Here is a 26,216-nt window from a genome sequence, read left to right as displayed (position 1 = left end):
CTTCGTCTGAAGCCCTGTCTTCTTAGGGAACCCGGCCGAAGTTATAACCGTTTGCATATGATTGGAGCTAACGCTGCCCTCTCCCAGTCTTATGCCAAACCGATCAAAAATTGCTCCAGACAAAGCTGGCCATTGACGTTGAAACGCAATTTTTTTCTGCATGCTGCGGCCATATCCATATAGGAGACCCACTGCTCTGTGCTGCGGGTATGTGCCAACTGAGATAGCATGTCTAACTGATCTATAAAAACGATATGTTCATGCCTATCGTACTGAACATACAGCATGTCCCTAAACCATAGATGGAACAAACTGAGTAGCATGTCCAGGTGTTCAGAGAGTCCGGTTTTAAAAAGCTTCTGCTGTGCAGAGATCAATGATGTACTTCCTCTACCCAGGGACTCCTTCCCTAATTGTAACATTACGTTTCTAATTTCTGCAAACCAATTCTGCTGGAGAATTTCTCTACATGCTTCCAATCCTGACGCTAAATGGACGGCAGAGCGAGCCAGATTGGCAGGGTGCCCTTCCTCAATCAGAGATTGTAACATCTCCTCCGGATTCAGTGCACTGAACGGCACCAATTGGGAGCGTGAACGAATCGTAGGCAACATAGCCTGTCCATTATCAGTAATCAGGATGCCGACTGCAGGAACCTGCGGTTCCTCCAGAAATTTCAGCAGACTGTTCGCTGCCTGCACCGTCATTTTCTCGGCTTGTTCTATAATATATACTTTGGGATGGCCTGCCTCAGATCGATATGAAAAGATACGCTGCAGATCCCGGATTTGATCTATTTTAATGTTGTTTCCATCTGGTGCAAGCATGGTTAGATCCGGATGATTACCATGTTCCACCTTACGACATTCAAGACACTGCCCGCACGCGTCATCTTCAAGCTCTGTACAGAATATTGCTTTGGCAAAGGTAATTGCTGTCTTCCGTTGCCCGCTTCCGGATGGCCCGCTAAACAAATACGCATGGCTTATGGCCTGACGTCTCAAACTGCTCTGTAACATTTGCTTGGCCGCTTGTTGACCCATAATTTGTTGAAAGGACATACTTCCTCCTCAGAAGCTTAAATTAATAAGCATCCCCCGAATTTCGCCTACTTGTTGTAATAGAGAGATTTTTCCTTCTTCTGTATCCAGCAGTTCATCAGCCATGGATAACAGAGCGGAGTCAATTTCATCAATCAGCTTGTACCGCTTGCCTCTGCCACGACGATCCCAACCCCTTGTCTCTTTCATGGATACACCGCGACGAACGGTCTCTTCCAGGAACCTTTTAACAAGTTGCTTATACGCCTTCAGTTCACGAATCGTCATGGAACGTGCCAAGCGATCGCCCTGAAGCTGGATTTCACTAAACCGGCGATTCAGTTCAGCTTGTGAGGCTCGTTCCCCCTGGTGGTTCATCATATCAGAGAAATTTTTGGATTGAACCGGTTTGGAACCTGAATCAGTAGAACTGATCCCGCTCTGAATCGGTCTGAATCCAGGATTGATTTTCATGGATACGCCCGCTTTCTATCATAGTTGGCCAATCGCCCATCAGCACAGTGCGCGTTGCGCCTGTGCGTGAGGATGAGGCTTTTATATATGCTGGTCACACTCTATATATAATGGTAGATACACATCACCATCAAGGTCTTTTTTGTTTGTAGTCAACTTCTTTCCGGATGAGCATTCCCCAGCTAGGAAATGTTCATCCGGGAAAAGTGTGCCAATTCTTCTGATCAAGAAAGGCGTTCCATCAGCATCACGTACGAACTCTGTATAAATCTTCTTGCATTCATCGTTTCCAACATGCTATCGATAATTAAAGACCCTCATGGGATCCATGCAAAAGGTTTAATTAAAAATGTTCGAAGCGATCTACCGGGAGAACAAATACAGTAGCTCCACCTACTTGAACTTCAACAGGTAGCGGCAGGTAAGAGTCGGTTGTTCCACTCATCGGTGTGACCGGAGTCACGAGCTGTTCACGAACCTTACAGCTGCTGCGAATGACGTTCATTACGGACTCGACTTGACCATCATCGACACCGATCATAAACGTCGTGTTGCCTGCCTTCAAAAATCCACCCGTACTGGCCAACTTGGTTGCCCGAAAGTTTGCTTTGACCAATGCACTGGATAATCGGTTGCTGTCTTTATCCTGTATAATCGCAACAATCAGTTTCATCCTGCATAACCTCCTTCAGAATAAGCACCTTTATCAAATGCCCTGTCTATATATTAGACAATTACTCGTCAAAATCCTTCAAAATCCCTGTCTCCAGCGACAAAATCATTGCTGCCAAGACAGCCTCCTGCTTCATGGAAGCATCGATAACTCTGATTCGTTCCGGGAACTGCTCTTTTAATAGGAAGTAACCCTCTCGCACTTTACGATGAAACTCCAGATTTTCCAGATCCAGACGGTTCACTTCGCGGCCATCATGAGCGTCAATCCGGGCAAGCCCCACTTCGGGCTCGATGTCCAGATATAAGGTCACATCCGGCATGAGATCACCAATTGCAAAGCGATTAATGGTCCATACATTCTCTATCCCGAGTCCACGGGCGTATCCTTGATAGACCAGACTGCTATCGACAAATCGGTCACAGATGACTGCTTTTCCAGCTTTCAGTGCAGGCTCTACCTTCTCCGCCAGATGCTGACTACGTGCGGCTGCATACAATAGCGCTTCGGTTCGAGCATCCATTGCCGTATGAAGAGGGTCCAGGATAATGGAACGTATTTTTTCCGCAATCTCAATTCCGCCAGGCTCTCGCGTAACTACGTAAGGTATACCCCGTTCTTCAAAATAAGAACCTACTCTACCGATCATCGTTGTTTTACCGGAACCCTCTCCCCCTTCCAGCGTAATGAATTTACCTCTGCCCTGCATATGCTTCCCTGCTTTCTATGTCGATAATTGCATCTATTGCTACCGTAACACATATGTTTAGACCCTCTTGCTACAGGATATGATATCCCCCGCCCAGAGGTGTATAGCAACAGCTACACCAGTACGTATTAATAATACAAAAATAATACATGCTTGTTTTCTTTCTATAATACTATAGGTCGGCAGTTACTCCAAGGTGAACAACAAAGTAAACGTTCAACCGTAGATGATCCATACCCATAACGGAAGCATGATGGATCCAGCAATGGCACTGACAATCATGGATACCGAGCTGAGGGCTACCGCATTCTCTCCATATTCGAAAGACCTTGCCATGCCGAGGGCATGAGATGCTGAACCCAGTCCGATTCCATAGGCATGTTCACTACGAACCTTGGCCCATTTCAACAGCATCGGCCCTAGTAATATCCCTGAGAAACCTGCAATCATCACAAACAGCGATGTAAATGAGGCATTCCCTCCGACCTGATCTGCAATTTGAATAGCTACAGGAGTTGTCACGGATTTTGGCAATAAAGCGATGACCATCTCTTTAGGATACCCTAGCAGAATGGCGATTAAAGCCCCTGTGGCGATACCTGTAATACTGCCTCCGATCGTTCCGCCCACAATTGGAATGATATTTTGCTTCAGCACATGTAGATGTCTGGACAAGGGAAAAGCGAGCGATACGACTGCTGGGCCCAAAAGCTCCTGTATCCATTTTCCACCTAGCATGTAGGTATCCAGCTTTATACCGGAAAGCACCAAGATCAGGATCAGTATGGCAGTCGTTGTGAGTACAGGCATAAGTATCGGCCATTTCAGTCTTTTATATAGACGAGTGGCTGGAATATATACAGCGATGGTTAACGCGATCATTCCAATTCCGAGGATGAATGCTGACAAGTGATCGCCTCCTTTTTACCTGCATGAGACGATCTCCATGTCATGAGCCACTCACTCAATTTGGCAGATATCAGACATGTTATTAATGTGCTAATGATCAAACCCAGGACCAATAACAAGGTGTTGGCTCTAAAAAAATCAAAATGATTAATAATACCCACAGTCGGTGGGATGAACAATAATTGCAGATGTGATTGAAGCCACGTTGACCCATCTTCTCCCCAGCTCATTTTGATCCATCCCAGTTGAATGGCAATAAACAATATCAGCATGCCCACAATACTACCTGTTAACGGCAAATTTAATAGACCTTGAATCAAGTTTCCTATCCAATAAAAACCGTACATCAACAAAACTTGCAGGACTATTCCTGTATATTTTTTTAGCGGAATACCCAAAGTGTTCCCTTCTTTCTTATGTCTATCTATATAAGTGAACTTAGCAAGTGGATTAATGACCAAGAGACCCTCACATATGTAGGGTCAGGTATTGCTATCCGTATTGGTTATATAGAATACCTATTGGCGAATGCAATTCAGATTTTCATGTGTATCTTTTAATCCTTCATGACCTTTAATGACTGTAGAGATGCATCTGATACCCCATGAAACTTTGCTCCTTCATCCCGCAGGAGTTGTATACGAGCCACCATCGATGAACTTAGGCGTTCACCAGGATATACAAGCGGAATCCCTGGAGGATACGGAACTACCATCTCGGCTGATTGTCTGCCCGCACTTCCTTCTATCGGGACATTGATCGTATCCGTCTCCGCAATCGGTTGCAGTGTAAAGGAGATCGGTTCCGAGTAGCGAGTGATTTCTTGTAAATTGTTCCACGTGGAAATATAATGGGCGGAAACTTTCGCAATCTGTTGCGATGGCTCTGCATTGGATTGAATCAGCTCATGCCCATTGGCAGAGCTGATGTGGTGTAAAGCCTGCAACAGGTGCTGAGCATCTTGCACCGTTGAGCCCAGGCTGAAGAGCAAGACGACGTACCGTTCGTCGCTCATCTCAGGCACACAGCCGCATGCTTCCAGCTGCTGCTGTAGCCCATAACCGCTCAGCACCCCTGCGCCGTCATAGATGACGGCCTTGAATGGGTCCTGAGCGGTATACCCCGCGGCAGATGGCATCGCCGCCGCGGTCAGATCCTCCCGTGTCTGCTGCGCAGCGGACACGGGTATGCCAGCCGGCTTCGCTGTTCCGGCTGGCGGTTCTTGCTGCAGCGGCTGTGCAGGCTGCAGCAACTGAAAGCGCGGCAGCTCCGCGAGGCCGCGCTTAAAGGCATTCACGGCGGCGAGCCCCGCCGTGAATGTGTTCGCGCCCTGCACATGCAGCAGGCGGCGCGCCAGATCGAGCGAAGCCATCACAGGGTATGATGGGCTTGAGCTTTGCACCATGGCCAGACGCTGCCTTAACAGGGACCGGTTTAACCGTGGTCCCTGAATGTGTAGCATGGCACCCATGGTGAAGGCCGTCAGCATCTTATGCGTCGACTGCACGACACCGTCTGCTCCGCATGACAGTGCAGAGACAGGCAGCTCCGGATGCTGCCCAAAATGCGCGCCATGCGCTTCATCCACGAGCAATGGCATGCCAGCGTGGTGGCATACCTCGGCTATGGGCTTCAGATCTGCGCCCATGCCGTAATAATTAGGCAAAGTAACTAGTACACCCTTTGCCTCAGGATAGGACTGGACAGCAGTCTGAACCGTCTCCACCGACGGCATGACCGCAAGTCCAGACTTAGGATCAATCCACGGCTCCAGAAATACAGCTCTTGCGCCTGCTAGCATTAAACCGTGAATAACGGATTTGTGTACATTCCGCTGTACCAGTACAATACTGTTCGGCTCAGCGCACACGGTTAGCAATAGAGAAAGATTACCCGCCGTACTGCCTCCCACAAGAAAGAAACTCTCCTCAGCACCAAAACAATCTGCCGCAAGCTCCTGCGCTTCCTGGATCACACCTTCAGGATGATGCAAATCGTCGGTGCCCGTAATCTCCGTAACATCCATCTCCATCATTTCGAGAAATGAACGTACCGGTACCAGTTCTATTTCCGAAAGATCCTCATCGTGACCAAAACGTTTCCCGCTCTCCAGATCAGTCCCATGTTCATCCACCGAACTGAAACGCTCTACCCTATGGGTAGCATTTTTTCCTGCATCCCTCTGAGTCTCTCCGTTTTGCTGGTATTCCTCATTAACGTTATCCTTAACAGGAGATTGTTCCGCTTCTGCTTCTTCCACCAACTGTCGGTAAGCTTGTCCATTCTTATGCCCAGGCACATGAAAAGAACGCTGCTTCGAATCACGATACGTAAGCAACGCTTCATATAAAGGGGCTCTACTTGCTTTATTTTTATGATCCATGAAGTAACCATCCTGTACATATATTATGTGCTCCCGATGCGTTCCAAAATGCATCCTAATCTATGCAACGCCCTTCTTCCCCATCTTCACACGCGTTACTGCAAATTTCCTATATCATTATATCAGCATACGCCTTCCTTGCATGGCAGACAAGACAATCTCTCCTCTTAAAAACAGAAAAAGGCCCATTGGGCCTCTATACACATCAGCATCGTTGCAATGCGATGTTTAGCTTCTACTTCTATAGCAACATTGATTATGCGTTCTTTTGTACCCAAATCTGTTTCATCTGATTGATAAAATAATTGTACTTGGCATCCTGCGCATCGGTATGAACCATTTCTGCTTCACAAGTGTCACATATGAATTCAGATACAATAAAAATGCCTTCTCTTTTTCTTTGCTCGCAGATAATACATGTGTGTTCGGCATGTTCTTCCATGAACCATCCCACCTTGTTTTACGTTTACTATCAGTATTGCACAGTTTCTATTATTTTAAACATTTTCATAGTGCTTTCTTTCTATAAAATATATATATTCGCCCACCCCCTCTTGGGTGTCTGTACCGAAAAATACATTCATTCTTCCTACAAGAGCATTCACCTGCTTATGTCTACACAATTACCCTGCATTCCATCGCATTGCCCTCTAAATCACGTATTCCTTGGTCTGACTCAAACTTATATTTAATTTCCTTAAAAAAACTTGGAATCTCAGCCGATATATAATACATGATAACGATATCAAAGCCTGACAGTCCGTACATTCGGGAGTATACTGAGATAAGCTCCGTCGAATCTCAATATCTTGTACAATCGTCATGGCGTAAGATACAAGGTTCATATATACATACATGATTCATTCCCTTTTACACGTGTAAGAACCGAATACCTACCACGCACAAACGTGAATCCGAAGGAGGATATATAATCGTATGATCGCCGAACCGGAGAATAAGGCAACATTTTATCAATACCGGCTTCTGAAAAAAAAGGCTATCGCCCGTAGTGTCATTTATAGCTATCTGTGTCTGCCGGTCATCATGCTCTTATTCAATCTACTTGCATTCTCCTGGACTGGCCTCTTCTTTTTTGTACTGGCAGGTCCGATCACCATCTGGATTCATTATGTCATCGCCAGAACCATATTACTTCTGGTCCGCACCTCTTATGCCAAACGCTGGCGCTGGAATCTGCGTATGCCCTGGTTAGGTTATATCCCTGATCAGCATTTCAGCTTCCGTATGTTTGTCCGGGTACACCTAAACATGAGCTGGATTGGACTATGTATCATTACAGTATGTTTAATATGGTCGCCCTTGTCCTTCACCCTCTCGCTGATCTTCTGGCATCTGTGGTTGCTGGGTCCTCGCTTATATGTTGTAATGGTCCTCTCCCGCGAGCGCAAAGATGGACTCATCAAATTGAATGAACAAGATGTCTCATACTATCTGCAATAACTGCCCTTCATTCATTCAATAGTACATGTACATCACTTACCTGTAATACATAATGGCTGAGCCCCTTCGGATATTCTGATACAAAACAGGATCGTCGTATTGCCCAATTGACTCAGCCTCACTTCCTCAAATAAAGGTTATCCACTGTGGATAACCTTTATTTGTTGTTCCCTTCTCATCCATTATCCACAGTATGGGTACAGTTAAATGAGTTATCCCCACGCCAGTCTCCATTCTTCTCCTCTTTTTCGCCTGTTGTTACATATCTCATAACCCCATTTGTTTCGTAGAACTTACGCCTTGAGCGATCTCTGACTCAGTCTCATCTCTATACCCTTTTCTCTCGTTAAGCCATTTCCACCAGTCATTCATCACCTCACAATGCTTTTATAGAAACTCTTCTACACCCCTACATATAAAGCTCAGCAATCCCCGATAGTTCAAGCACACATACCGTCTATCCGTGTACGAGAAGGTCTACTCCATTCGCTCTATTCCCTTTGTACCTCTTATGCCCTCTACTGTGCTTTACTCGAGCGATCATTTCTCCTATCACTAATACAGCCTACTTCACGAAATAACAAAAAAGCCCCCGATCAATTACATGGGAGCTTTACTATATAAGGAACATCACAGCGTTAATTAATCATATTCAACCTTACCCGCAACAGCTCAATCGTCTTCAGCCAATGATTTAACTGTCGTTTGAGTAGCATCATTTCTAGGAACCATTAGTGTAAAGGAACCATCATGTACTGCTAAATGCACAGTATGTCCTTCCTTTGCAAATACACGCAAGGTACTGGATTCATTGGATGTACCCTTGGCTTGCCTCTCTGTCCAACCCCAGCTTTTAATCTCGTCTAGATATACCTCAGGCAAGCTAGTACTTTCACTAATACCAGACAGCGTATATCGTACATAATCCATATCCGAATTGTTTTCGGACTGGTCAGATTTATTCGCTACTTTAGGTACCGGAAAACTCTTCTCGTTAACCGCACCTTCATATGAAGTCCATACAGCTCCTGAAGCTTCACCGCATCCTGCCAGAACAACAGTCAGACAAAGCAACAGAAATGATTGTAGTCCAAGTCTCCGCCAACTTAACACACACACCCTCCTTTTCACAGCTGCACATTCCAGCTCTGTGGTCAGGCACTTTTAGCATATTTAACATAGTCCTATTATACTGGTTTTGCCGCTGTTATCCGTAACAAAAATGTTACCTTCAATTGACGATCATGTTAAAGCTTACGCTTACCATATTTAATCCATATAAACAAATAAAAACCACTACCGAATTACATCGGCAGTGGTTAATTGCTTGGCGGCGTCCTACTCTCCCAGGACCCTGCGGTCCAAGTACCATCGGCGCTAGAGGGCTTAACGGTCGTGTTCGGGATGGGTACGTGTGGAACCCCTCCGCCATCGCCACCAAACGCGGTGCTTACATTTCAGAGTGTTGTTCTCTGAAAACTAGATTCGAAACGAAACATGCGATTTAGAACTTGCTATTGGATAAGCCCTCGACCGATTAGTACTGGTCAGCTCCATGCATTGCTGCACTTCCACCCCCAGCCTATCTACCTCGTCGTCTTCAAGGGGTCTTACATACTGGGAAATCTCATCTTGAGGGGGGCTTCACGCTTAGATGCTTTCAGCGTTTATCCCGTCCGTACATAGCTACCCAGCGGTGCTCCTGGCGGAACAACTGGTACACCAGCGGTACGTCCATCCCGGTCCTCTCGTACTAAGGACAGCTCCTCTCAAATTTCCTACGCCCACGACAGATAGGGACCGAACTGTCTCACGACGTTCTGAACCCAGCTCGCGTACCGCTTTAATGGGCGAACAGCCCAACCCTTGGGACCTACTTCAGCCCCAGGATGCGATGAGCCGACATCGAGGTGCCAAACCTCCCCGTCGATGTGGACTCTTGGGGGAGATAAGCCTGTTATCCCCAGGGTAGCTTTTATCCGTTGAGCGATGGCCCTTCCATGCGGTACCACCGGATCACTAAGCCCGACTTTCGTCCCTGCTCGACTTGTAGGTCTCGCAGTCAAGCTCCCTTATGCCTTTGCACTCTTCGAATGATTTCCAACCATTCTGAGGGAACCTTTGGGCGCCTCCGTTACTCTTTAGGAGGCGACCGCCCCAGTCAAACTGCCCACCTGACACTGTCCCCGTACCGGATTACGGTACCAGGTTAGAACCTAGATACGATCAGGGTGGTATCCCAACGTTGCCTCCACACAAGCTGGCGCTCATGCTTCAAAGGCTCCCACCTATCCTGTACAGATCGTACCCAAATTCAATATCAAGCTGCAGTAAAGCTCCATGGGGTCTTTCCGTCTTGTCGCGGGTAACCTGCATCTTCACAGGTATTAAAATTTCACCGGATCTCTCGTTGAGACAGCGCCCAAGTCGTTACGCCATTCGTGCGGGTCAGAATTTACCTGACAAGGAATTTCGCTACCTTAGGACCGTTATAGTTACGGCCGCCGTTTACTGGGGCTTCGGTTCACAGCTTCGGATTGCTCCTAACCACTCCCCTTAACCTTCCAGCACCGGGCAGGCGTCAGCCCGTATACTTCGCCTTACGGCTTCGCACAGACCTGTGTTTTTGCTAAACAGTCGCTTGGGCCTTTTCACTGCGGCCCCCTCGTGCTATTCACACTACCGGGGCACCCCTTCTCCCGAAGTTACGGGGTCATTTTGCCGAGTTCCTTAACGAGAGTTCTTCCGCGCGCCTTAGAATACTCTTCTCGCCTACCTGTGTCGGTTTGCGGTACGGGCACCATCACCTGGCTAGAGGCTTTTCTTGGCAGTGTGAGATCATGACCTTCGCTACTACAATTTTCGCTCCCCATCACAGCTCAGCCTTACAATGTGCGGATTTGCCTACACATCAGCCTTACTGCTTAGACGGACATCCATCAGTCCGCGTCACTACCCTACTGCGTCCCCCCATTGCTCATAACGGCTTACGGTGGTACAGGAATTTCGACCTGTTGTCCTTCGACTACGCCTTTCGGCCTCGCCTTAGGTCCCGACTTACCCTGAGCGGACGAGCCTTCCTCAGGAACCCTTAGGCTTTCGGCGGATCAGATTCTCACTGATCTTTTCGTTACTCATACCGGCATTCTCACTTGTATAATGTCCAGCGCTCCTTACGGTACACCTTCAACCCTTATACAACGCTCCCCTACCCCTGATGCAAAGCATCAAGCCATAGCTTCGGTGGTGTGTTTAGCCCCGTTACATTTTCGGCGCAGAGTCACTCGACCAGTGAGCTATTACGCACTCTTTCAATGGTGGCTGCTTCTAAGCCAACATCCTGGTTGTCTGTGCAACTCCACATCCTTTTCCACTTAACACACACTTGGGGACCTTAGCTGATGGTCTGGGCTGTTTCCCTTTTGACAATGGATCTTAGCACTCACTGTCTGACTCCCGGAAGTAAGTCTATGGCATTCGGAGTTTGACTGAGCTTGGTAACCCTTGCGGGCCCCGCACCCAATCAGTGCTCTACCTCCACGACTCTGTTTTCCGAGGCTAGCCCTAAAGCTATTTCGGGGAGAACCAGCTATCTCCGAGTTCGATTGGAATTTCTCCGCTACCCCCACCTCATCCCCGCATTTTTCAACATGCGTGGGTTCGGGCCTCCAGTGCGTGTTACCGCACCTTCACCCTGGACAGGGGTAGATCACCCGGTTTCGGGTCTACGTCCACGTACTAAGTCGCCCTATTCAGACTCGCTTTCGCTGCGGCTCCGGCTCTTCACCTTAACCTTGCACGGGAACGTAACTCGCCGGTTCATTCTACAAAAGGCACGCCATCACCCCTAAAACGGGCTCTGACTTTTTGTAAGCACACGGTTTCAGGTTCTATTTCACTCCCCTTCCGGGGTGCTTTTCACCTTTCCCTCACGGTACTGCTTCACTATCGGTCGCTAGGAAGTATTTAGCCTTGGCAGATGGTCCTGCCGGATTCATACGGGGTTTCACGTGCCCCGCACTACTCGGGATCCGTCTCGGAGGGAACCAACTTTCAACTACAGGGCTTTTACCTTCTTTGGCGGGCCTTTCCAGACCTCTTCGCTTAACCGGTTCCTTTGTAACTCCATGTGAGACGTCCCACAACCCCAAAGAGCAAGCTCTCTGGTTTGGGCTTCTCCGCGTTCGCTCGCCGCTACTGACGGAATCACTATTGTTTTCTCTTCCTCAGGGTACTTAGATGTTTCAGTTCCCCTGGTATGCCTCTGCATAACCTATGTATTCAGTTATGAGTAACTGGAAATTACCCCAGCTGGGTTTCCCCATTCGGACACCCCCGGATCAAAGCTTGCTTACAGCTCCCCGAGGCAGTTTCGTTGTTCGCCACGTCCTTCATCGGCTCCTAGCGCCTAGGCATCCTCCGTGTGCTCTTAGTAGCTTAACCATATCGCTCGTGTTCGAGCTGTCACTCCGCTTGGTTTGCTTGCGCAAATCCAAAAGTCGTTCCATTTCGATCACTCGCTCATGCAATCTACCTTATAAAAACACTTCACTTGTTTACACAAGATCAGCTTAAAGGAATGTTCTAATTCGCGTTTGTTTCGTTTCGATATCTAGTTTTCAAAGAACAAGCTCCATGCAAAAGCAAGCTGTTTGAGAGTTTGAGCTCTCAAAACTGAGCAACGAGTGAGTGTTTTGCAGCTAAGCTGCGGTTTTGAATGTTTCCGTTGCAGGAAACGATTCTCCATAGAAAGGAGGTGATCCAGCCGCACCTTCCGATACGGCTACCTTGTTACGACTTCACCCCAATCATCTATCCCACCTTCGGCGGCTGGCTCCTTGCGGTTACCCCACCGACTTCGGGTGTTATAAACTCTCGTGGTGTGACGGGCGGTGTGTACAAGACCCGGGAACGTATTCACCGCGGCATGCTGATCCGCGATTACTAGCAATTCCGACTTCATGCAGGCGAGTTGCAGCCTGCAATCCGAACTGAGACCGGCTTTGTTGGGATTGGCTCCATCTCGCGATTTCGCAGCCCGTTGTACCGGCCATTGTAGTACGTGTGTAGCCCAGGTCATAAGGGGCATGATGATTTGACGTCATCCCCACCTTCCTCCGGTTTGTCACCGGCAGTCTATCTAGAGTGCCCATCCGAAATGCTGGCAACTAAATATAAGGGTTGCGCTCGTTGCGGGACTTAACCCAACATCTCACGACACGAGCTGACGACAACCATGCACCACCTGTCTTGAATGTTCCGAAGAAAAGGTACATCTCTGCACCGGTCATTCAGATGTCAAGACCTGGTAAGGTTCTTCGCGTTGCTTCGAATTAAACCACATACTCCACTGCTTGTGCGGGTCCCCGTCAATTCCTTTGAGTTTCAGTCTTGCGACCGTACTCCCCAGGCGGAGTGCTTAATGTGTTAACTTCGGCACCAAGGGTATCGAAACCCCTAACACCTAGCACTCATCGTTTACGGCGTGGACTACCAGGGTATCTAATCCTGTTTGCTCCCCACGCTTTCGCGCCTCAGCGTCAGTTACAGCCCAGAGAGTCGCCTTCGCCACTGGTGTTCCTCCACATATCTACGCATTTCACCGCTACACGTGGAATTCCACTCTCCTCTTCTGCACTCAAGTCACCCAGTTTCCAGTGCGATCCGGGGTTGAGCCCCGGGATTAAACACCAGACTTAAATGACCGCCTGCGCGCGCTTTACGCCCAATAATTCCGGACAACGCTTGCCCCCTACGTATTACCGCGGCTGCTGGCACGTAGTTAGCCGGGGCTTTCTTCTCAGGTACCGTCACCTTGAGAGCAGTTACTCTCCCAAGCGTTCTTCCCTGGCAACAGAGCTTTACGATCCGAAAACCTTCATCACTCACGCGGCATTGCTCCGTCAGGCTTTCGCCCATTGCGGAAGATTCCCTACTGCTGCCTCCCGTAGGAGTCTGGGCCGTGTCTCAGTCCCAGTGTGGCCGATCACCCTCTCAGGTCGGCTACGCATCGTCGCCTTGGTGAGCCGTTACCTCACCAACTAGCTAATGCGCCGCAGGCCCATCCCCAAGTGACAGATTGCTCCGTCTTTCCAGTTCTCTTCAGGCGAAGAAAACAATTATTCGGTATTAGCTACCGTTTCCGGTAGTTGTCCCAAACTTGAGGGCAGGTTGCCTACGTGTTACTCACCCGTCCGCCGCTAACCATCAGAGAAGCAAGCTTCTCTTCAAGTCCGCTCGACTTGCATGTATTAGGCATGCCGCCAGCGTTCGTCCTGAGCCAGGATCAAACTCTCCAATAAAGTATTGAAAAGAGCGATATGCTCATTTTGAATCTGACGAGATTAAAAATCTCATTTGTGCTCCAGTCGATCCAAGCCAAGGCTTGTCTCAAACTTTTGCGTTCATTCTGCAAGCAGAATGTTTACTCACTCGTTGTTCAGTTTTCAAAGATCAAACTTGTTTCGCTGCCGAACGTTGTTCTCTTCAGCAACTTTTATATCTTATCACATCCGAACCAACTTTGCAAGCTCTTTTTTTAAGTTTCTTTCGAAGCTTATTTCATTTGCTTGCCGCACCGTGTAAACCGTGTTTTCTTGGCCGGAATTAGAATATACCATGTACAGTTTTTGTTTGCAAGTCTTTTTTTGATTAATTATAAATCTTTTTATAATCTTCGTAGTATATCTACATTACCACGCTTGTTTCACATAAAGAGGCCTCTCTATAAAAGAAAGACCCTCTCATCAAGTTGCTCTAATTATCTATAGTTAACCGATAACCTCTTGAATGTGAAGCTGCCGTTGCTGCATTAGGTTAATGATGGTTCCTTCTACTGACACCATAGGCCTTGTAGGATGATCTCGATCAGAGAATACGATCTCTCCAATTTGATTATTGCTTAGTTTTACTCGAATGCCATTATGAATCTGGGTCGACCGTTGAACAAATACACTTACGATTGCAGGATCTAATTTCCCGAACGCTTCACTCTGGATCTGTTCCAGCACCAGATAAGGTGATTGTGCCTTACGGTAGATCTTCTCCAGCGTCATAGCATGGAAAATATCAGCGATAGCTACAATTTTGGCGTAGATATGAATCTGTGTTCCACTAAGCTGCAATGGATAGCCCGATCCATCCACTTTTTCATGATGCTGCAAGGCTGCAAGTCTGGCACCCTCATTAATGGCTTTTGCCTGTTTAAGAATCTGATAACCATATTTAGTATGCTGACGAATTTCTTCCTGCTCTGTAGCCGTCAACGTAGATGGTTTATGGAGAATCTGAGGATCTACCTTGTTGTTACCAATATCATGGAACAGGCCTGCAAAAGCAACTTGCATCCAATCCTTGGAGGGGAGATCCGTCCATTGAGCCAATTGATACGATGTGATCGCACTCAGTACGGCATGGTGATACACATAATCATGTTCTTGTATTACTCGTGGGCTAAAGGTAAGCACATTATATTGTTTGAGATGTACAAATAAAGCCTCCAACTGTGTACGCAACTCATATACAGGCAATTCAGCCGCTAGAGAGGACAGGAATGCATTTTTGGTTAATCCGACCATCTTCTCATACTCATCCTGTAGAGACGTTACTGCAGGAGCTGTGACGAGGTTCCCCGTCTTTCCTGCCCGTTCACCATTCTTCTCATTTGCTGTACTTCCTGTCGGCCCAGATGCACCTTTGGTTCCTGTACTGCCTGATACCATTCTTTCTTGTTCAATATCTACCTGGTGAATCATAAAGGCTCTGAGCACTTCCATATCCTTGGGTAAAATGACTTTGCCCTTCTGAAGCAGGACGTTGCCGCGAAGCGTTTGCACATCACTTCCAAGTTTGAGTCCTGGTTTGACTTCTGACAGGGTAATTAATCCCATGTTTATTCCCCTCACTCATCGTTCTTCTATGTTAATAACAAAACAAGACCATAGTCCCGGTTTTTTCATGATATTTCCCATTATATTACTCAAAAATCAGGCTGTACATCCCAGATTCTGATTAATCAAAGTGATGGTTCCTTGATGCAACAAAAGGGCCCCCAATGGGAGCCCTCTTAATATTATTCCAATCTCCAAGAGATTGGTTTTCAGTAATTTTATTCTTATGCTTCCGAACCAGAATCGTCGCCCTCAACTTCAGCTTCCGCGTCAGAAACGGTTTCTTCTTCCAGGCTTACTGCCGGAGCTTGGGTCTCCCCGCCTTCTTCGAAGCCTTCAAGTGACTCATCGTCTGGTTCTTCTTCATTTTTGTCAATTCGGCTAACTGTTGCTACCGAATCCTCATCACGAGTATGAATCAGCTTCACACCTTGCGTGTATCGACCCATGGTGGATATGCCTTCCATGCTCATCCGGATCAAAGTACCGCTAGACGTGATAATCATCAGATCCTCTTCGGTTTTAACCATCTTGAGGCTGACTACTGAGCCATTCTTCTCTGTGACGTTAATGGTTTTGATCCCTTTACCGCCACGAGTCTGCATCCGATAATCACTGACAGGTGTACGTTTACCGTAACCTTTGGCTGTAACGATCAGAACATCAAGCTCTTTATCGACTACATCCATGCCAATAACGGCATCCTGTTCATCCAATGTGATCCCTTTAACCCCGGTAGCACTACGTCCCATGGAACGTACATTACCTTCCGAGAATCGGATAGACATCCCATGAGCTGTACCCATAATGATCTCTTGCTGTCCATCGGTCAGCTTAACATCGATCAGGATATCATCATCACGCAAGGAAATACCGATCAGGCCGCCTTTGCGAATATTGGTGTAATCCTCAAGTGGCGTCTTCTTCACAACCCCTTGACGGGTAGCAAAGAACAAGTATCTGTCACTTTCAAATTCCTGAACTGGAATCACGGCATTAACCGATTCGCCCTGCTCGATCTGAATCAGGTTGATAATTGGTGTTCCCCGTGCAGTACGTCCAAGCTCTGGAATCTCATAAGCTTTGAGACGATACACTTTACCTTTATCAGTGAAGAACATGAGGTAATTGTGAGAGTTGGTCACAAATAGATGCTCAACAAAGTCGGTATCTTTGGTGTCCATCCCTACAACCCCACGTCCACCACGTTTCTGGCTGCGGTATGTGGATACCGGCAGACGTTTCACGTAGCCTGTATGGGTAATCGTGATAATAACCTCTTCACGTGGAATCAGGTCCTCATCCAGAATACTCTCTTCGCCTACAGTGATCTCTGTACGACGATCATCGCTAAAGCGGTCACGAATCTCTTGCAGCTCCGTACTGATAATCTCAAGCACCAGATGCTCATTGGCCAAGATTTCACGGTACTCCCTGATTTTAACCATCAGTTCGTTATATTCGTTCTCAATACGTTCGCGTTCCAGACCTGTGAGGCGTTGCAAACGCATATCAAGAATCGCTTGAGCCTGATCATGACTGAGTGAGAAGCGCTCAATCAAACCTTCTCTGGCTGCATCTGCATTACTTGATGAACGAATCAATGTAATAATCTCATCGATATGATCCAGCGCAATGCGCAAGCCTTCCAGAATATGTGCACGAGCTTCAGCCTTCTTCAGTTCAAACTGCGTACGTCTGCGAATAACCTCAATCTGATGCTGCAGATAGTGATACAACACTTCACGCAAGTTCAGGATTTTAGGCTCTTTATTTACAATCGCAAGCATGTTAATTCCGAAAGTGGATTGCATCGATGTGTGTTTGTACAAGTTGTTCAGAACAACCCCCGGATTCACGTCTCTGCGGAGCTCAATTACAACCCGCATACCATTACGGTCAGACTCATCACGAAGGTCTGTAATGCCATCAATTTTTTTATCACGTACCAACTCGGCGATTTTCTCAACGAGTCTCGCCTTGTTCACCTGATAAGGGAGCTCTGTAACGATAATTCTCGCTTTATTGTTATTCTCTTCGATGTTGGTTTTGGCCCGCATCGTTACTGAACCACGTCCGGTCTGATACGCTTGACGAATGCCTGAGCGTCCCAAAATGTAACCGGACGTTGGGAAGTCTGGCCCTTGAATGTAATCCATCAGTTCCATGGATGTAATATCCGGATTTTGAATCATGGCCTGTACACCGTCAATGACCTCTCCCAGATTATGAGGAGGAATATTGGTGGCCATACCTACCGCGATCCCGCCGACCCCATTGACAAGCAAGTTAGGGAAACGAGCAGGCAGTACGATTGGTTCATGTTCTTCACCGTCATAGTTCGGCTGGAAGTCAATCGTATCCTTGTTGATATCTCTGAGCATTTCCATTGCAATCTTGGAGAGACGAGCTTCGGTATAACGCATCGCTGCTGCCATATCGCCATCGACCGATCCAAAGTTACCATGTCCATCTACGTGCATATAACGCAGGGAGAAATCCTGTGCCATCCGTACCATCGTCTCGTAAACAGCAGAGTCACCGTGCGGGTGATACTTACCGATAACTTCGCCGACGATTCTGGCTGATTTTTTATGTGGTTTATCGGGTGTCATGCCGAGCTCTGACATAGCGTACAGAATACGCCGGTGAACCGGCTTCAATCCATCACGCACGTCAGGTAAGGCACGGCTAACGATGATGCTCATCGCATAATCCATAAACGATTCACGCATCTCGACGCCTATATCCCGATCTGTAATCTGAGAGTTCATTTCTTCCGCCATGCTGGACCTCCTTCTTGTCCTTCAACAAACGTTCCATTCCGTCATGCAAAAAAATTGATTATATGTGAAAAGCCTAACAAGGCTAAAACCGCGCAAGAACGCTACTCTTTATTATATTACTTTCACAAAAGTTACACAATTAAACGTCCGCTGGGCAATAGCCTTTCTTCCGGGAACTTCTGCGTCTCTGGGGATTCGCCCTGCCTTCCTCTCCAATTGCACATACAATGCTAGAAAAAGCGGCATGTGTACTGTGCCTACCGAGGCTAAAGCCGTTCCCGTTCTACGATCAAACTGCAAATTGTGCAGCTCATCGCACAAAACGCCATATTTCTCTATTATACCACTGAAATCGTCTCTTGTCCTTCGATTTCTCCGTGTCTTCCCCTCTTGAGAACTGAGCAAAACATGAAAGGACTGATGAATCTTGGGTATCCAGCGTGTCTCCAGCAAATGGGCCAAAACAGCTGTGTTACAACGCAGTCGCAATGTGAATGAATATATCCCTGTGACCCGAAAATATAGCCGTCAAACCCTGGAACGAATGACTGAATTATTTGAGTCGAACTATATCAAACCGGACCGTGGTACTTATGGCAATGGCGTCATGCGGGTGAAAACCACCCGAATGTACCAACCTGTATTTTATTCCGAAGATTCCACCACAGATGCAGAGGTTACTGAAGAACCCAATGATCGAAGCCTAACTGACGAAACCTTGGCGACCTCTGTTACCTCCAGAGCTACCCACCTCACAACAACGTATCAACTCCAATACGGAACAGAGGAGAGGTCATTTCACTCCTTGGATGATCTCGAACGGGCACTGAATGATCGCATTCAAAGACGTGACTATATCATTCAACAAGGAATCCCGCTGATGAAGCATCAGGGTTTGCCTTTTGACTTGCGCGTGTTGACCCAGAAAAATCTGCAACACAACTGGGAAACAACTGGTGTGCTGGGTCGGGTCGCCGCACCGGGCAAAATCATCACCAACATTCATGGTGGTGGACGATTGGCCACGTTTGAAGAACTCGTACTTCCCCATCTTCATCAGGATGGCTTCAAGAAGCTTCGCCATGAGCTATACCGATTAGGCATTCACACCGCCGTGCAATTGCAAACATCATTTCCAAGGCTCAAAGAGATTGGGATTGATATTGCGCTAGACGAAGAAGGGCGCCCCTGGATTCTTGAAGTCAATACACTGCCAGGCATTTATGCTTTTGGCTTACTGCCGGACAAGGAGACATACCGAAAGATCAAACGATATGCGATTGCATACGGTCGTCTGCCCTCCAAAAAGGGTAAAACCTCTCGTCCATCCCCTAAAGCACAGGCCTCGTCTGCTAAAAAACGTGTACGTCGGTAACAATTGAATACGGAGGTCTATTAGCTTCTCTCTTCAATGATTCCAATAATATAAAAAGGCGCCCTCGCAGGCGCCTCTTCGAATATCGTTAAATGTCGAGGTTTTTCACGTATTTAGCATTTTCCTGAATAAAGTCACGACGCGGTTCAACGTTATCCCCCATGAGGGTGTCGAACATGGTATCGGCAAGGATGGCATCGTTGATCGATACTTGCATCATAGTCCGGCTCTCCGGATCCATCGTTGTTTCCCACAATTGTCCGGCATTCATCTCACCGAGACCTTTGTAACGCTGAACGTTGAACTTCGCATTTTCGCCGAGCGTTGCAATAATTTCATCACGCTCTTTCTCGGAACCAGCGTAGCGAATCACTTTGTTACGCTCAATCTTGAACAATGGCGGCTGCGCAATGTATACATAGCCAGCCTCAATGATCTTGCGCATATACCGATACAGGAATGTCAGAAGCAGTGTTCGGATATGAGCGCCATCGACGTCGGCATCTGTCATTAAAATGATTTTGTGATAGCGGGCTTTGGCAATATCAAAGTCATCACCAATACCTGTACCCATCGCCGTAATAATCGCTCTAATCTCCGCATTACCCAAGATCCGATCCAGACGAGCTTTTTCCACGTTCAGAATCTTACCACGGAGCGGCAAAATGGCTTGGAAATGACGATCCCGACCTTGCTTCGCTGATCCGCCGGCAGAGTCACCTTCGACGATGTACAATTCGCTGATTGAAGCATCCTTGGATGAACAGTCGGCCAATTTACCTGGAAGAGAGCTTACTTCAAGTGCTCCTTTACGACGTGTCAGTTCCCGTGCTTTACGGGCCGCTTCACGCGCACGTGCTGCTTGCAGTCCTTTTTCCAAAATACGACGGGATACGGAAGGATTCTCTTCCAGGAATTCCTGCAGCTTCTCAGCAAACAAGGATTCGACAATACCACGCACTTCACTGTTACCAAGCTTGGTCTTCGTCTGTCCTTCAAACTGTGGTTCCGGAATCTTGACCGAAATAATAGCCGTCAAACCTTCACGCACGTCATCGCCTGAAAGGTTACCAGTGCTGTCCTTGATTACCCCCGCCTTACGAGCGTAGTCATTGATGATCCGTGTAAGGGCACTCTTGAAACCTGATTCATGCGTTCCGCCCTCATGCGTGTTGATATTGTTCGCGAAGGAATAGATATTCTCGGTGTAGTTGTCATTGTATTGCAGTGCAACTTCCACCTGAATGTTATCTCTGGAACCTTCGACGTAAATTGGATTTTCATGCAATACTTCGCGCTTCTGGTTGAGGAAGGAGACGTATTCGATAATACCGCCTTCGTACAGGAACGAGTTGGTTGCACCTGTACGCTCATCCGTCAGTGTAAGACCAATACCCTTGTTCAGGAACGCCAGCTCACGAATACGGGCAAGCAAGATGTCATATTCATAAACTCTCGTTTCCGTGAAAATTTCAGGGTCCGGATGGAACCTAACCGTAGTTCCTGTTTCGTCGGTCGTACCGATCACTTTCAGGTCATACTGTGGAGCTCCACGGCGATATTCCTGTTGGTAGATATGTCCTTCGCGTTTAACCGTTACAACCACTTTTTCAGAGAGAGCATTTACAACGGACACACCAACACCATGCAAACCACCGGATACTTTATATCCGCCGCCACCAAATTTCCCCCCTGCGTGGAGGACAGTCATAACTACCTCAAGTGCAGGACGTTTCATTTTGGCATGTTCGCCGACAGGAATACCCCGTCCGTTATCGACTACAGTTACGCTGTTATCTTCATGGATACTGACCTCGATGTGGTCACAGTAACCTGCAAGCGCTTCGTCGATACTGTTGTCCACTACTTCCCAGACCAGATGATGCAGGCCCTTGGAACTGGTGGAACCGATATACATTCCCGGACGCTTCCGTACGGCTTCCAATCCTTCAAGGACCTGAATTTCATTCGCATCATATGACGGTTGATTCATAGACATGCCTTTCACCTACTTCTATAGATTCAATATCGTAAATATGCGTTAACTAAGAATGTTTGCTGAAATAGGCAACGTCCTTCATTTCAGCCAGCTGTCCACATAAGGACAAGCAGCAAAAGACACACCTTTTATGCGACACCAACGCTAGAGATCAGGAAAAATGTGAGCCCGCTTCTTCAGCGTGGCTGAGGAAATAGGCGAATAGTACACAATGTTTTTGGTCACCACAATGGACTTGGCTTCCTCTTCGCCGATGTGTTCCACTGTTTTTTCCTGCTCGGCATGCGTGACATACTGCTTGGAGATCTTTGAGGATTTTTCAATCGATATATCAAAAATAGCGACCAATTCGGAAGAACGGATAATCTTCTCACCGCCCAGATGAATGTACATAAGCCCTCACTCCTTAGCGTTCAACCTGTCCGGCATGAACGTGATAAATACTGGCATCTTTGAGCTTGTCAACGTTCAGGCTCTCGATCCCCGTAGCCGTAATAAAGGTTTGCACCTTACTCTGGAACGTTTCGATCAGCTGTGTCTGGCGAAAAGGATCCAGTTCGGACAGGACGTCGTCGAGCAGTAGGACCGGATATTCTCCGATTTCTTCGTGAATCAGTTCAATTTCCGCAAGTTTAAGGGACAACGCCGTTGTGCGCTGCTGCCCCTGCGAGCCATATGTTTGTACTTCCCGATCGTTAATGAAAAAGGACAGGTCATCCCGATGCGGCCCACTAAGGGTTGTGCCTCGGCGAATCTCCTGCTCTTTCATTTGTGATAATTTTATCATAAATTGGTCCATTAAGACAGCTTCATCTTCTTCAGCGGCTTCGCTGAAGGAAGGAAGGTAGGCCAGCCGCAAGACTTCTCCGCCTCCGGTGATCCCTTGATGAATCGTTTCTGCCCACTTTTGCAGTTTCTTTATGAATTGTTTCCTTTTTTTGACGATTTTAACACCATGCTCAACCAGTTGTTCGTTCCACACCTCAAGCATGGTCTGGGCCGACGCCCCTTGTCCCCATAGCTGCTTAAGTAAATTGTTTCGTTGGACCAGCACTTTTTGATATTGCTGCAGATGATACAGGTAACCTGGTGCAACCTGTCCAATCTCCATGTCAAGAAACCGGCGGCGGACCCCCGGTGTGCCTTTTACAATCTCCAGATCTTCCGGTGCAAACATCACGACATTAAGCGCTCCGACAAAATCACTTAACTTGCGCTGCTCCAGGCCGTTAATCTTCGCTTTTTTGCCTTGTTGTGACAAAGACAGTTCAAGCTTGACCGATCCGTACTTTTTGTCGACTTCTGCTGCAAGTCTGGCACGTTCCTCACCAAAACGGATTAACTCCTTGTCACGGGATGTACGGTGGCTCTTGGTGAGTGCAAGTACAAAAATCGCCTCTGCAAGATTGGTCTTTCCTTGAGCATTTTGTCCGATCAACAAGTTTACAGGACCAAAAGAGTCCAGTCTCAGATGTTCATAATTGCGGAAATTCTGCAGATCAATGCTGTTCACAAACACGCGGTAACCTCCCTTTTATCCCGTCCGTCAGGAGGCAGCAGGATCGAACTGGTCTTCTTATTCTGCGGCAACTTCGAATGTGCCTTCTCCGTCCACTTCAACGATATCCCCAGGGTATAACTTACGTCCCCGACGTTCCTCGGGCTCTTTATTCACACGTACAAGTCCCTCCTGCAGCAAAGCTTTGGCCATACCTCCGGTTGGGATGCAATCAGCCAGTTTCAAAAATTGGTCAAGCTTAATATATTCCGTTCGAATCGTAACTTGGTTCACTGTGATCTTCCTTTCGTTAGTTGGTCGTCCGATATGGCAATATGACGTAAAGGCTGTGACTGTCATCCAGCGGTTTCAAGATGATTGGACTCATGACGCCGGTAAAAGCGATCATCAGCTGCTCACTTTCAACGACTTTCAACACATCCAGCATGTATTTGGAGTTGAATGAGATTTTTAACGGTTCTCCTGTAAACTCGGCAGGTTCGATTTCTTCTCTTACTTTACCTAGCTCGGAAGAGCTTGAGGAAATTTCGACTGATCCCGAATCCATGGTTTGCATACGCACAATGTTTGTTTTCTCTTCACGCGACAGCAAATAAGCCCGGTCAATGGATTCACTTAATTTTTTTGTATCTAAAACGAGTTCTGTTTTGTATGACGTTGGAATAATTCTAGAAGTATCGGGATATGTTCCGTCCAGAATACGTGAGTAGAACAATACACGGTCAATTTTGAACAGGACCTGGTTATCTGCAACAACGATATCCACAAGGGTATTTTGATCCGGAACGATTTTGCTGAGTTCGTTCAGCGTTTTACCGGAAATGACCACGTTGTTAAAGCGAATACCTTCTGCATTATCCAGCATTGCAGATCGAGTAGCAAGACGGTGACGGTCTGTTGCCACAAATTTCAATTCGTTGTCACCCAAACTCCAGAGTACGCCTGTAAGGATTGGTGTTGTCTCATGTGTGGAAATGGAGAAGACGGTTTGTTTGATCATATTTTTCAGCAAATCTCCTGGAATGGAGACGGTTTGGTTTTCTTCAATGCTTGGCAGTACCGGGAATTCTTCCGGATCAAGACCTACGAGTTGAATCTCAGTCGCACCTGCAGAGATAAAGGTGTTGAAGTTCTCTTTGACTTCCATGTGTACTTCTTGGGATGGCAGCTTCTTGATGATCTCCACGAAAAACTTAGCTGGCAAAACTACACTGCCGGGTTGTTCTACCTGAACCACGCTTTTATCTCCATCTTCGAGCGGGATGAAGGATTGAATAGATATATCGGTGTCGCTTGCTGTCAACGTTACACCTTGATGATTCACGTCGAATTTGATACCGCTCAGAATTGGAATCGTTGTACGGCTCGAGATCGCTTTGGATACTTGCTGTATGGAATCGTTTAAGTAGTTTTTCATTATGCTGATTTTCATGGTTTCACTCCTAGCTGATTTTTTGGGTGATGGGGTGTTAAAAGGTGTTTTTCAAAGGCCGAAGGCTAAGCTCCGAAATGGCTATTTTGGAGATGATATCTTTAAGATCTTTTTAGTAATAATAGTAATAGGGGCACTGAATATGTGGATAAGTGGGTATAAACCCGTACACCCAAGCCTATCCACATGTGTATACGTTGTGCATAGGCTTGGGACTTGTTCAGGTTGGATTCTTAATTTTTTCGGTTAAGTTGTTGATAACTTTATAGAGATCCTGATCGATTTTTATGGCTTGGGAGATTTTTTCGTGAGCGTGTATGACAGTGGTATGATCTCGTCCTCCGAATGCTTCCCCAATTTTGGGCAGAGAAAAGTCTGTCAGTTCACGAGAGAGATACATGGCAATCTGTCTTGGGAAAGCAACTGCCTTGGTCCGTTTCCGTGCTTTGAAATCTTCAAGCTTAAGGCTATAGTACTCGCCGACCTTTTGTTGGATGTCATGAATAGTGATCATTTTGGGACGACTCGAAGGAATTATATCCTTCAGTGCTTCAGCTGCCAGATGAGTGGTTACATCTTGATTAGTCAGCGAAGAATAAGCAACAACGCGAATCAGTGCGCCTTCCAGTTCACGGATGTTGGTGTCAATCTGGTTGGCGATATACATCATCGCTTCATTCGGAATATCCAGGTTTTCTGCACGTGCTTTCTTACGCAAAATAGCGATTCTTGTCTCCAAATCTGGAGGCTGGATATCCGTAATTAATCCCCATTCAAAGCGAGAACGAAGTCGTTCTTCCAGTGTCGGAATTTCCTTCGGTGGTCTGTCGCTGGAGATGATGATCTGCTTCCGTTCCTCATGCAGCGCATTAAACGTATGGAAAAATTCCTCTTGTGTCGATTCTTTTCCCGCCAAGAACTGAATATCATCAATGAGCAGAATGTCGACGCTCCGGTATTTGTTACGGAAGCTCTCCCCGCGGTTGTCACGGATCGAATTAATGAATTCGTTCGTGAATTTCTCAGACGACAAATAAACGACTTTGCTGCCCGGATCATGCTCCAGAACGTAATGTCCGATCGCATGCATCAAGTGAGTTTTACCGAGACCTACTCCTCCATACAGAAAGAGAGGATTGTAAGCTTTGGCGGGCGCTTCAGCGACCGCCAGCGATGCGGCGTGGGCAAAACGGTTGCCCGGCCCGATGACAAATGTATCGAACGTATATTTCGGATTCAGCATGCTGAGTACCGCTTCTTCCTGTACAACTGTAGGCGTTGGCGCCGGTAGTTGCGGGTCCGGTTCAGCAGGCTTGTTCTCTTCAATGACAAATTTCACATCGACTTGTTTGCCAAGCAGCTCGTATACCGTCGAGCCAACCAATTTGGTGTAACGGCTCTCCAGCCATTCGACGGCAAACGTAGTTGGTGCGGAAATGACGATTGAACGGTCATTCAGCTTTGTGGCTTTGGTTGCTTTGAACCAGGTGTCAAAGCTGGGTTTGCTGAGTTTGTTTTGTATGATTGATAAAATTTGCTGCCATAAATCAGAAGTATGGCTGTCCAC

The 26,216-nt window shown here is 47.1% G+C and carries 19 protein-coding genes and 3 rRNA genes; 2 read left to right on the top strand and 20 right to left on the bottom strand.

Translation table 11 applies throughout. The features are described 5' to 3' along the window. Positions 1–89: 89 nt before the first annotated feature. The 8 genes from holB to MHI06_RS00075 form a co-directional block, all read right to left on the bottom strand. Complete coding sequence (gene holB, locus MHI06_RS00110; RefSeq protein ID WP_062838101.1) at positions 90–1,061, bottom strand: DNA polymerase III subunit delta'; 972 nt, start codon at positions 1,059–1,061, stop codon at positions 90–92. A gap of 9 nt (positions 1,062–1,070) precedes the next feature. After that, positions 1,071–1,514 carry a YaaR family protein gene (locus MHI06_RS00105; protein ID WP_017691389.1) on the bottom strand — a complete coding sequence of 148 codons (444 nt, stop codon included), beginning with the start codon at positions 1,512–1,514 and terminating at the stop codon, positions 1,071–1,073. Between the two features lie 343 nt (positions 1,515–1,857). Continuing rightward, positions 1,858–2,187: a cyclic-di-AMP receptor gene (locus MHI06_RS00100; RefSeq protein ID WP_017691391.1), complete on the bottom strand. Its 330-nt coding sequence runs from the start codon at positions 2,185–2,187 to the stop codon at positions 1,858–1,860. A gap of 61 nt (positions 2,188–2,248) precedes the next feature. Then, positions 2,249–2,896 carry a dTMP kinase gene (gene tmk / locus MHI06_RS00095; protein ID WP_340400045.1) on the bottom strand — a complete coding sequence of 216 codons (648 nt, stop codon included), beginning with the start codon at positions 2,894–2,896 and terminating at the stop codon, positions 2,249–2,251. Between the two features lie 216 nt (positions 2,897–3,112). Then, positions 3,113–3,805 carry an LrgB family protein gene (locus MHI06_RS00090; protein ID WP_340400044.1) on the bottom strand — a complete coding sequence of 231 codons (693 nt, stop codon included), beginning with the start codon at positions 3,803–3,805 and terminating at the stop codon, positions 3,113–3,115. Beyond that, positions 3,775–4,152 (bottom strand): CidA/LrgA family protein, encoded by a 378-nt coding sequence (locus tag MHI06_RS00085; RefSeq protein ID WP_340402024.1) that lies wholly within the window; start codon positions 4,150–4,152, stop codon positions 3,775–3,777. Before MHI06_RS00085 ends, MHI06_RS00090 begins: the two co-directional genes overlap by 31 nt. Before the next feature lie 209 nt (positions 4,153–4,361). Then, positions 4,362–6,188 (bottom strand): aminotransferase class I/II-fold pyridoxal phosphate-dependent enzyme, encoded by a 1,827-nt coding sequence (locus MHI06_RS00080; protein ID WP_340400043.1) that lies wholly within the window; start codon positions 6,186–6,188, stop codon positions 4,362–4,364. A 256-nt stretch (positions 6,189–6,444) separates the two neighbouring features. Next, a complete protein-coding gene (locus MHI06_RS00075; protein ID WP_062838106.1) occupies positions 6,445–6,630 on the bottom strand; it encodes a sigma factor G inhibitor Gin in 186 nt (61 codons plus the stop codon). Positions 6,631–7,124: 494 nt separating this feature from the next. On the opposite strand from MHI06_RS00075, the gene MHI06_RS00070 reads away from it, so the two are divergent. Continuing rightward, positions 7,125–7,649, top strand: a complete 525-nt coding sequence (locus MHI06_RS00070; protein ID WP_076216777.1) for a hypothetical protein — start codon at positions 7,125–7,127, stop codon at positions 7,647–7,649. A 672-nt stretch (positions 7,650–8,321) separates the two neighbouring features. Here MHI06_RS00070 and MHI06_RS00065 read toward each other — a convergent pair. The 6 genes from MHI06_RS00065 to gyrA all read right to left on the bottom strand — a co-directional run bounded on the left by MHI06_RS00065 (position 8,322) and on the right by gyrA (position 18,324). Further along, positions 8,322–8,762 carry a hypothetical protein gene (locus tag MHI06_RS00065; protein WP_082763048.1) on the bottom strand — a complete coding sequence of 147 codons (441 nt, stop codon included), beginning with the start codon at positions 8,760–8,762 and terminating at the stop codon, positions 8,322–8,324. A gap of 212 nt (positions 8,763–8,974) precedes the next feature. Next, positions 8,975–9,091, bottom strand: a 5S ribosomal RNA gene (gene rrf, locus MHI06_RS00060). A gap of 75 nt (positions 9,092–9,166) precedes the next feature. Beyond that, a 23S ribosomal RNA gene (locus MHI06_RS00055) occupies positions 9,167–12,092 on the bottom strand. A 306-nt stretch (positions 12,093–12,398) separates the two neighbouring features. Continuing rightward, positions 12,399–13,951 (bottom strand): 16S ribosomal RNA (locus MHI06_RS00050). The 16S, 23S and 5S rRNA genes sit together here, the layout of an rRNA operon. A 468-nt stretch (positions 13,952–14,419) precedes the next feature. Beyond that, positions 14,420–15,538, bottom strand: a complete 1,119-nt coding sequence (locus tag MHI06_RS00045) for an HD-GYP domain-containing protein (RefSeq protein WP_340400041.1) — start codon at positions 15,536–15,538, stop codon at positions 14,420–14,422. Positions 15,539–15,762: 224 nt separating this feature from the next. After that, complete coding sequence (gyrA, locus tag MHI06_RS00040) at positions 15,763–18,324, bottom strand: DNA gyrase subunit A (RefSeq protein ID WP_340400040.1); 2,562 nt, start codon at positions 18,322–18,324, stop codon at positions 15,763–15,765. Between the two features lie 427 nt (positions 18,325–18,751). Here gyrA and MHI06_RS00035 point away from each other — a divergent pair, with 427 nt between their 5' ends. Further along, positions 18,752–19,699, top strand: a complete 948-nt coding sequence (locus tag MHI06_RS00035; RefSeq protein WP_340400039.1) for a YheC/YheD family protein — start codon at positions 18,752–18,754, stop codon at positions 19,697–19,699. 88 nt (positions 19,700–19,787) lie between these two features. Here MHI06_RS00035 and gyrB read toward each other — a convergent pair whose 3' ends face one another. From gyrB to dnaA, 6 genes are all read right to left on the bottom strand, one after another. Further along, the gene (gene gyrB, locus MHI06_RS00030; protein ID WP_169482704.1) at positions 19,788–21,698 is read right to left on the bottom strand and encodes a DNA topoisomerase (ATP-hydrolyzing) subunit B; all 1,911 of its coding nucleotides are present in this window, start codon (positions 21,696–21,698) and stop codon (positions 19,788–19,790) included. 144 nt (positions 21,699–21,842) lie between these two features. Continuing rightward, the gene (locus MHI06_RS00025; RefSeq protein WP_017691405.1) at positions 21,843–22,091 is read right to left on the bottom strand and encodes an extracellular matrix/biofilm biosynthesis regulator RemA family protein; all 249 of its coding nucleotides are present in this window, start codon (positions 22,089–22,091) and stop codon (positions 21,843–21,845) included. A gap of 13 nt (positions 22,092–22,104) precedes the next feature. Beyond that, positions 22,105–23,217 (bottom strand): DNA replication/repair protein RecF, encoded by a 1,113-nt coding sequence (gene recF, locus MHI06_RS00020; RefSeq protein ID WP_076216624.1) that lies wholly within the window; start codon positions 23,215–23,217, stop codon positions 22,105–22,107. Positions 23,218–23,274: 57 nt separating this feature from the next. Beyond that, entirely contained in the window at positions 23,275–23,490 is a 216-nt protein-coding gene (gene yaaA / locus MHI06_RS00015; protein ID WP_036611994.1) for a S4 domain-containing protein YaaA, read from the bottom strand. 16 nt (positions 23,491–23,506) lie between these two features. Further along, positions 23,507–24,649 carry a DNA polymerase III subunit beta gene (gene dnaN / locus MHI06_RS00010; RefSeq protein ID WP_169482702.1) on the bottom strand — a complete coding sequence of 381 codons (1,143 nt, stop codon included), beginning with the start codon at positions 24,647–24,649 and terminating at the stop codon, positions 23,507–23,509. A gap of 220 nt (positions 24,650–24,869) precedes the next feature. Continuing rightward, a complete protein-coding gene (gene dnaA / locus MHI06_RS00005) occupies positions 24,870–26,216 on the bottom strand; it encodes a chromosomal replication initiator protein DnaA (protein ID WP_100526825.1) in 1,347 nt (448 codons plus the stop codon).

The sequence above is a fragment of the Paenibacillus sp. FSL H8-0079 genome, from assembly GCF_037991315.1.
In the GTDB taxonomy this organism is placed as follows: Bacteria; Bacillota; Bacilli; order Paenibacillales; family Paenibacillaceae; genus Paenibacillus.
This window is presented reverse-complemented; position numbering and strand designations above follow the sequence as displayed.

Bases quoted from the DNA above. Each gene is read 5' to 3' on its own strand.
- holB (WP_062838101.1), bottom strand. From the start codon at position 1,061: ATGTCCTTTCAACAAATTATGGGTCAACAAGCGGCCAAGCAAATGTTA.
- MHI06_RS00105 (WP_017691389.1), bottom strand. From the start codon at position 1,514: ATGAAAATCAATCCTGGATTCAGACCGATTCAGAGCGGGATCAGTTCT.
- MHI06_RS00100 (WP_017691391.1), bottom strand. From the start codon at position 2,187: ATGAAACTGATTGTTGCGATTATACAGGATAAAGACAGCAACCGATTA.
- tmk (WP_340400045.1), bottom strand. From the start codon at position 2,896: ATGCAGGGCAGAGGTAAATTCATTACGCTGGAAGGGGGAGAGGGTTCC.
- MHI06_RS00085 (WP_340402024.1), bottom strand. From the start codon at position 4,152: ATGTACGGTTTTTATTGGATAGGAAACTTGATTCAAGGTCTATTAAAT.
- MHI06_RS00080 (WP_340400043.1), bottom strand. From the start codon at position 6,188: ATGGATCATAAAAATAAAGCAAGTAGAGCCCCTTTATATGAAGCGTTG.
- MHI06_RS00075 (WP_062838106.1), bottom strand. From the start codon at position 6,630: ATGGAAGAACATGCCGAACACACATGTATTATCTGCGAGCAAAGAAAA.
- MHI06_RS00070 (WP_076216777.1), top strand. From the start codon at position 7,125: ATGATCGCCGAACCGGAGAATAAGGCAACATTTTATCAATACCGGCTT.
- MHI06_RS00045 (WP_340400041.1), bottom strand. From the start codon at position 15,538: ATGGGATTAATTACCCTGTCAGAAGTCAAACCAGGACTCAAACTTGGA.
- gyrA (WP_340400040.1), bottom strand. From the start codon at position 18,324: ATGGCGGAAGAAATGAACTCTCAGATTACAGATCGGGATATAGGCGTC.
- gyrB (WP_169482704.1), bottom strand. From the start codon at position 21,698: ATGTCTATGAATCAACCGTCATATGATGCGAATGAAATTCAGGTCCTT.
- MHI06_RS00025 (WP_017691405.1), bottom strand. From the start codon at position 22,091: ATGTACATTCATCTGGGCGGTGAGAAGATTATCCGTTCTTCCGAATTG.
- dnaN (WP_169482702.1), bottom strand. From the start codon at position 24,649: ATGAAAATCAGCATAATGAAAAACTACTTAAACGATTCCATACAGCAA.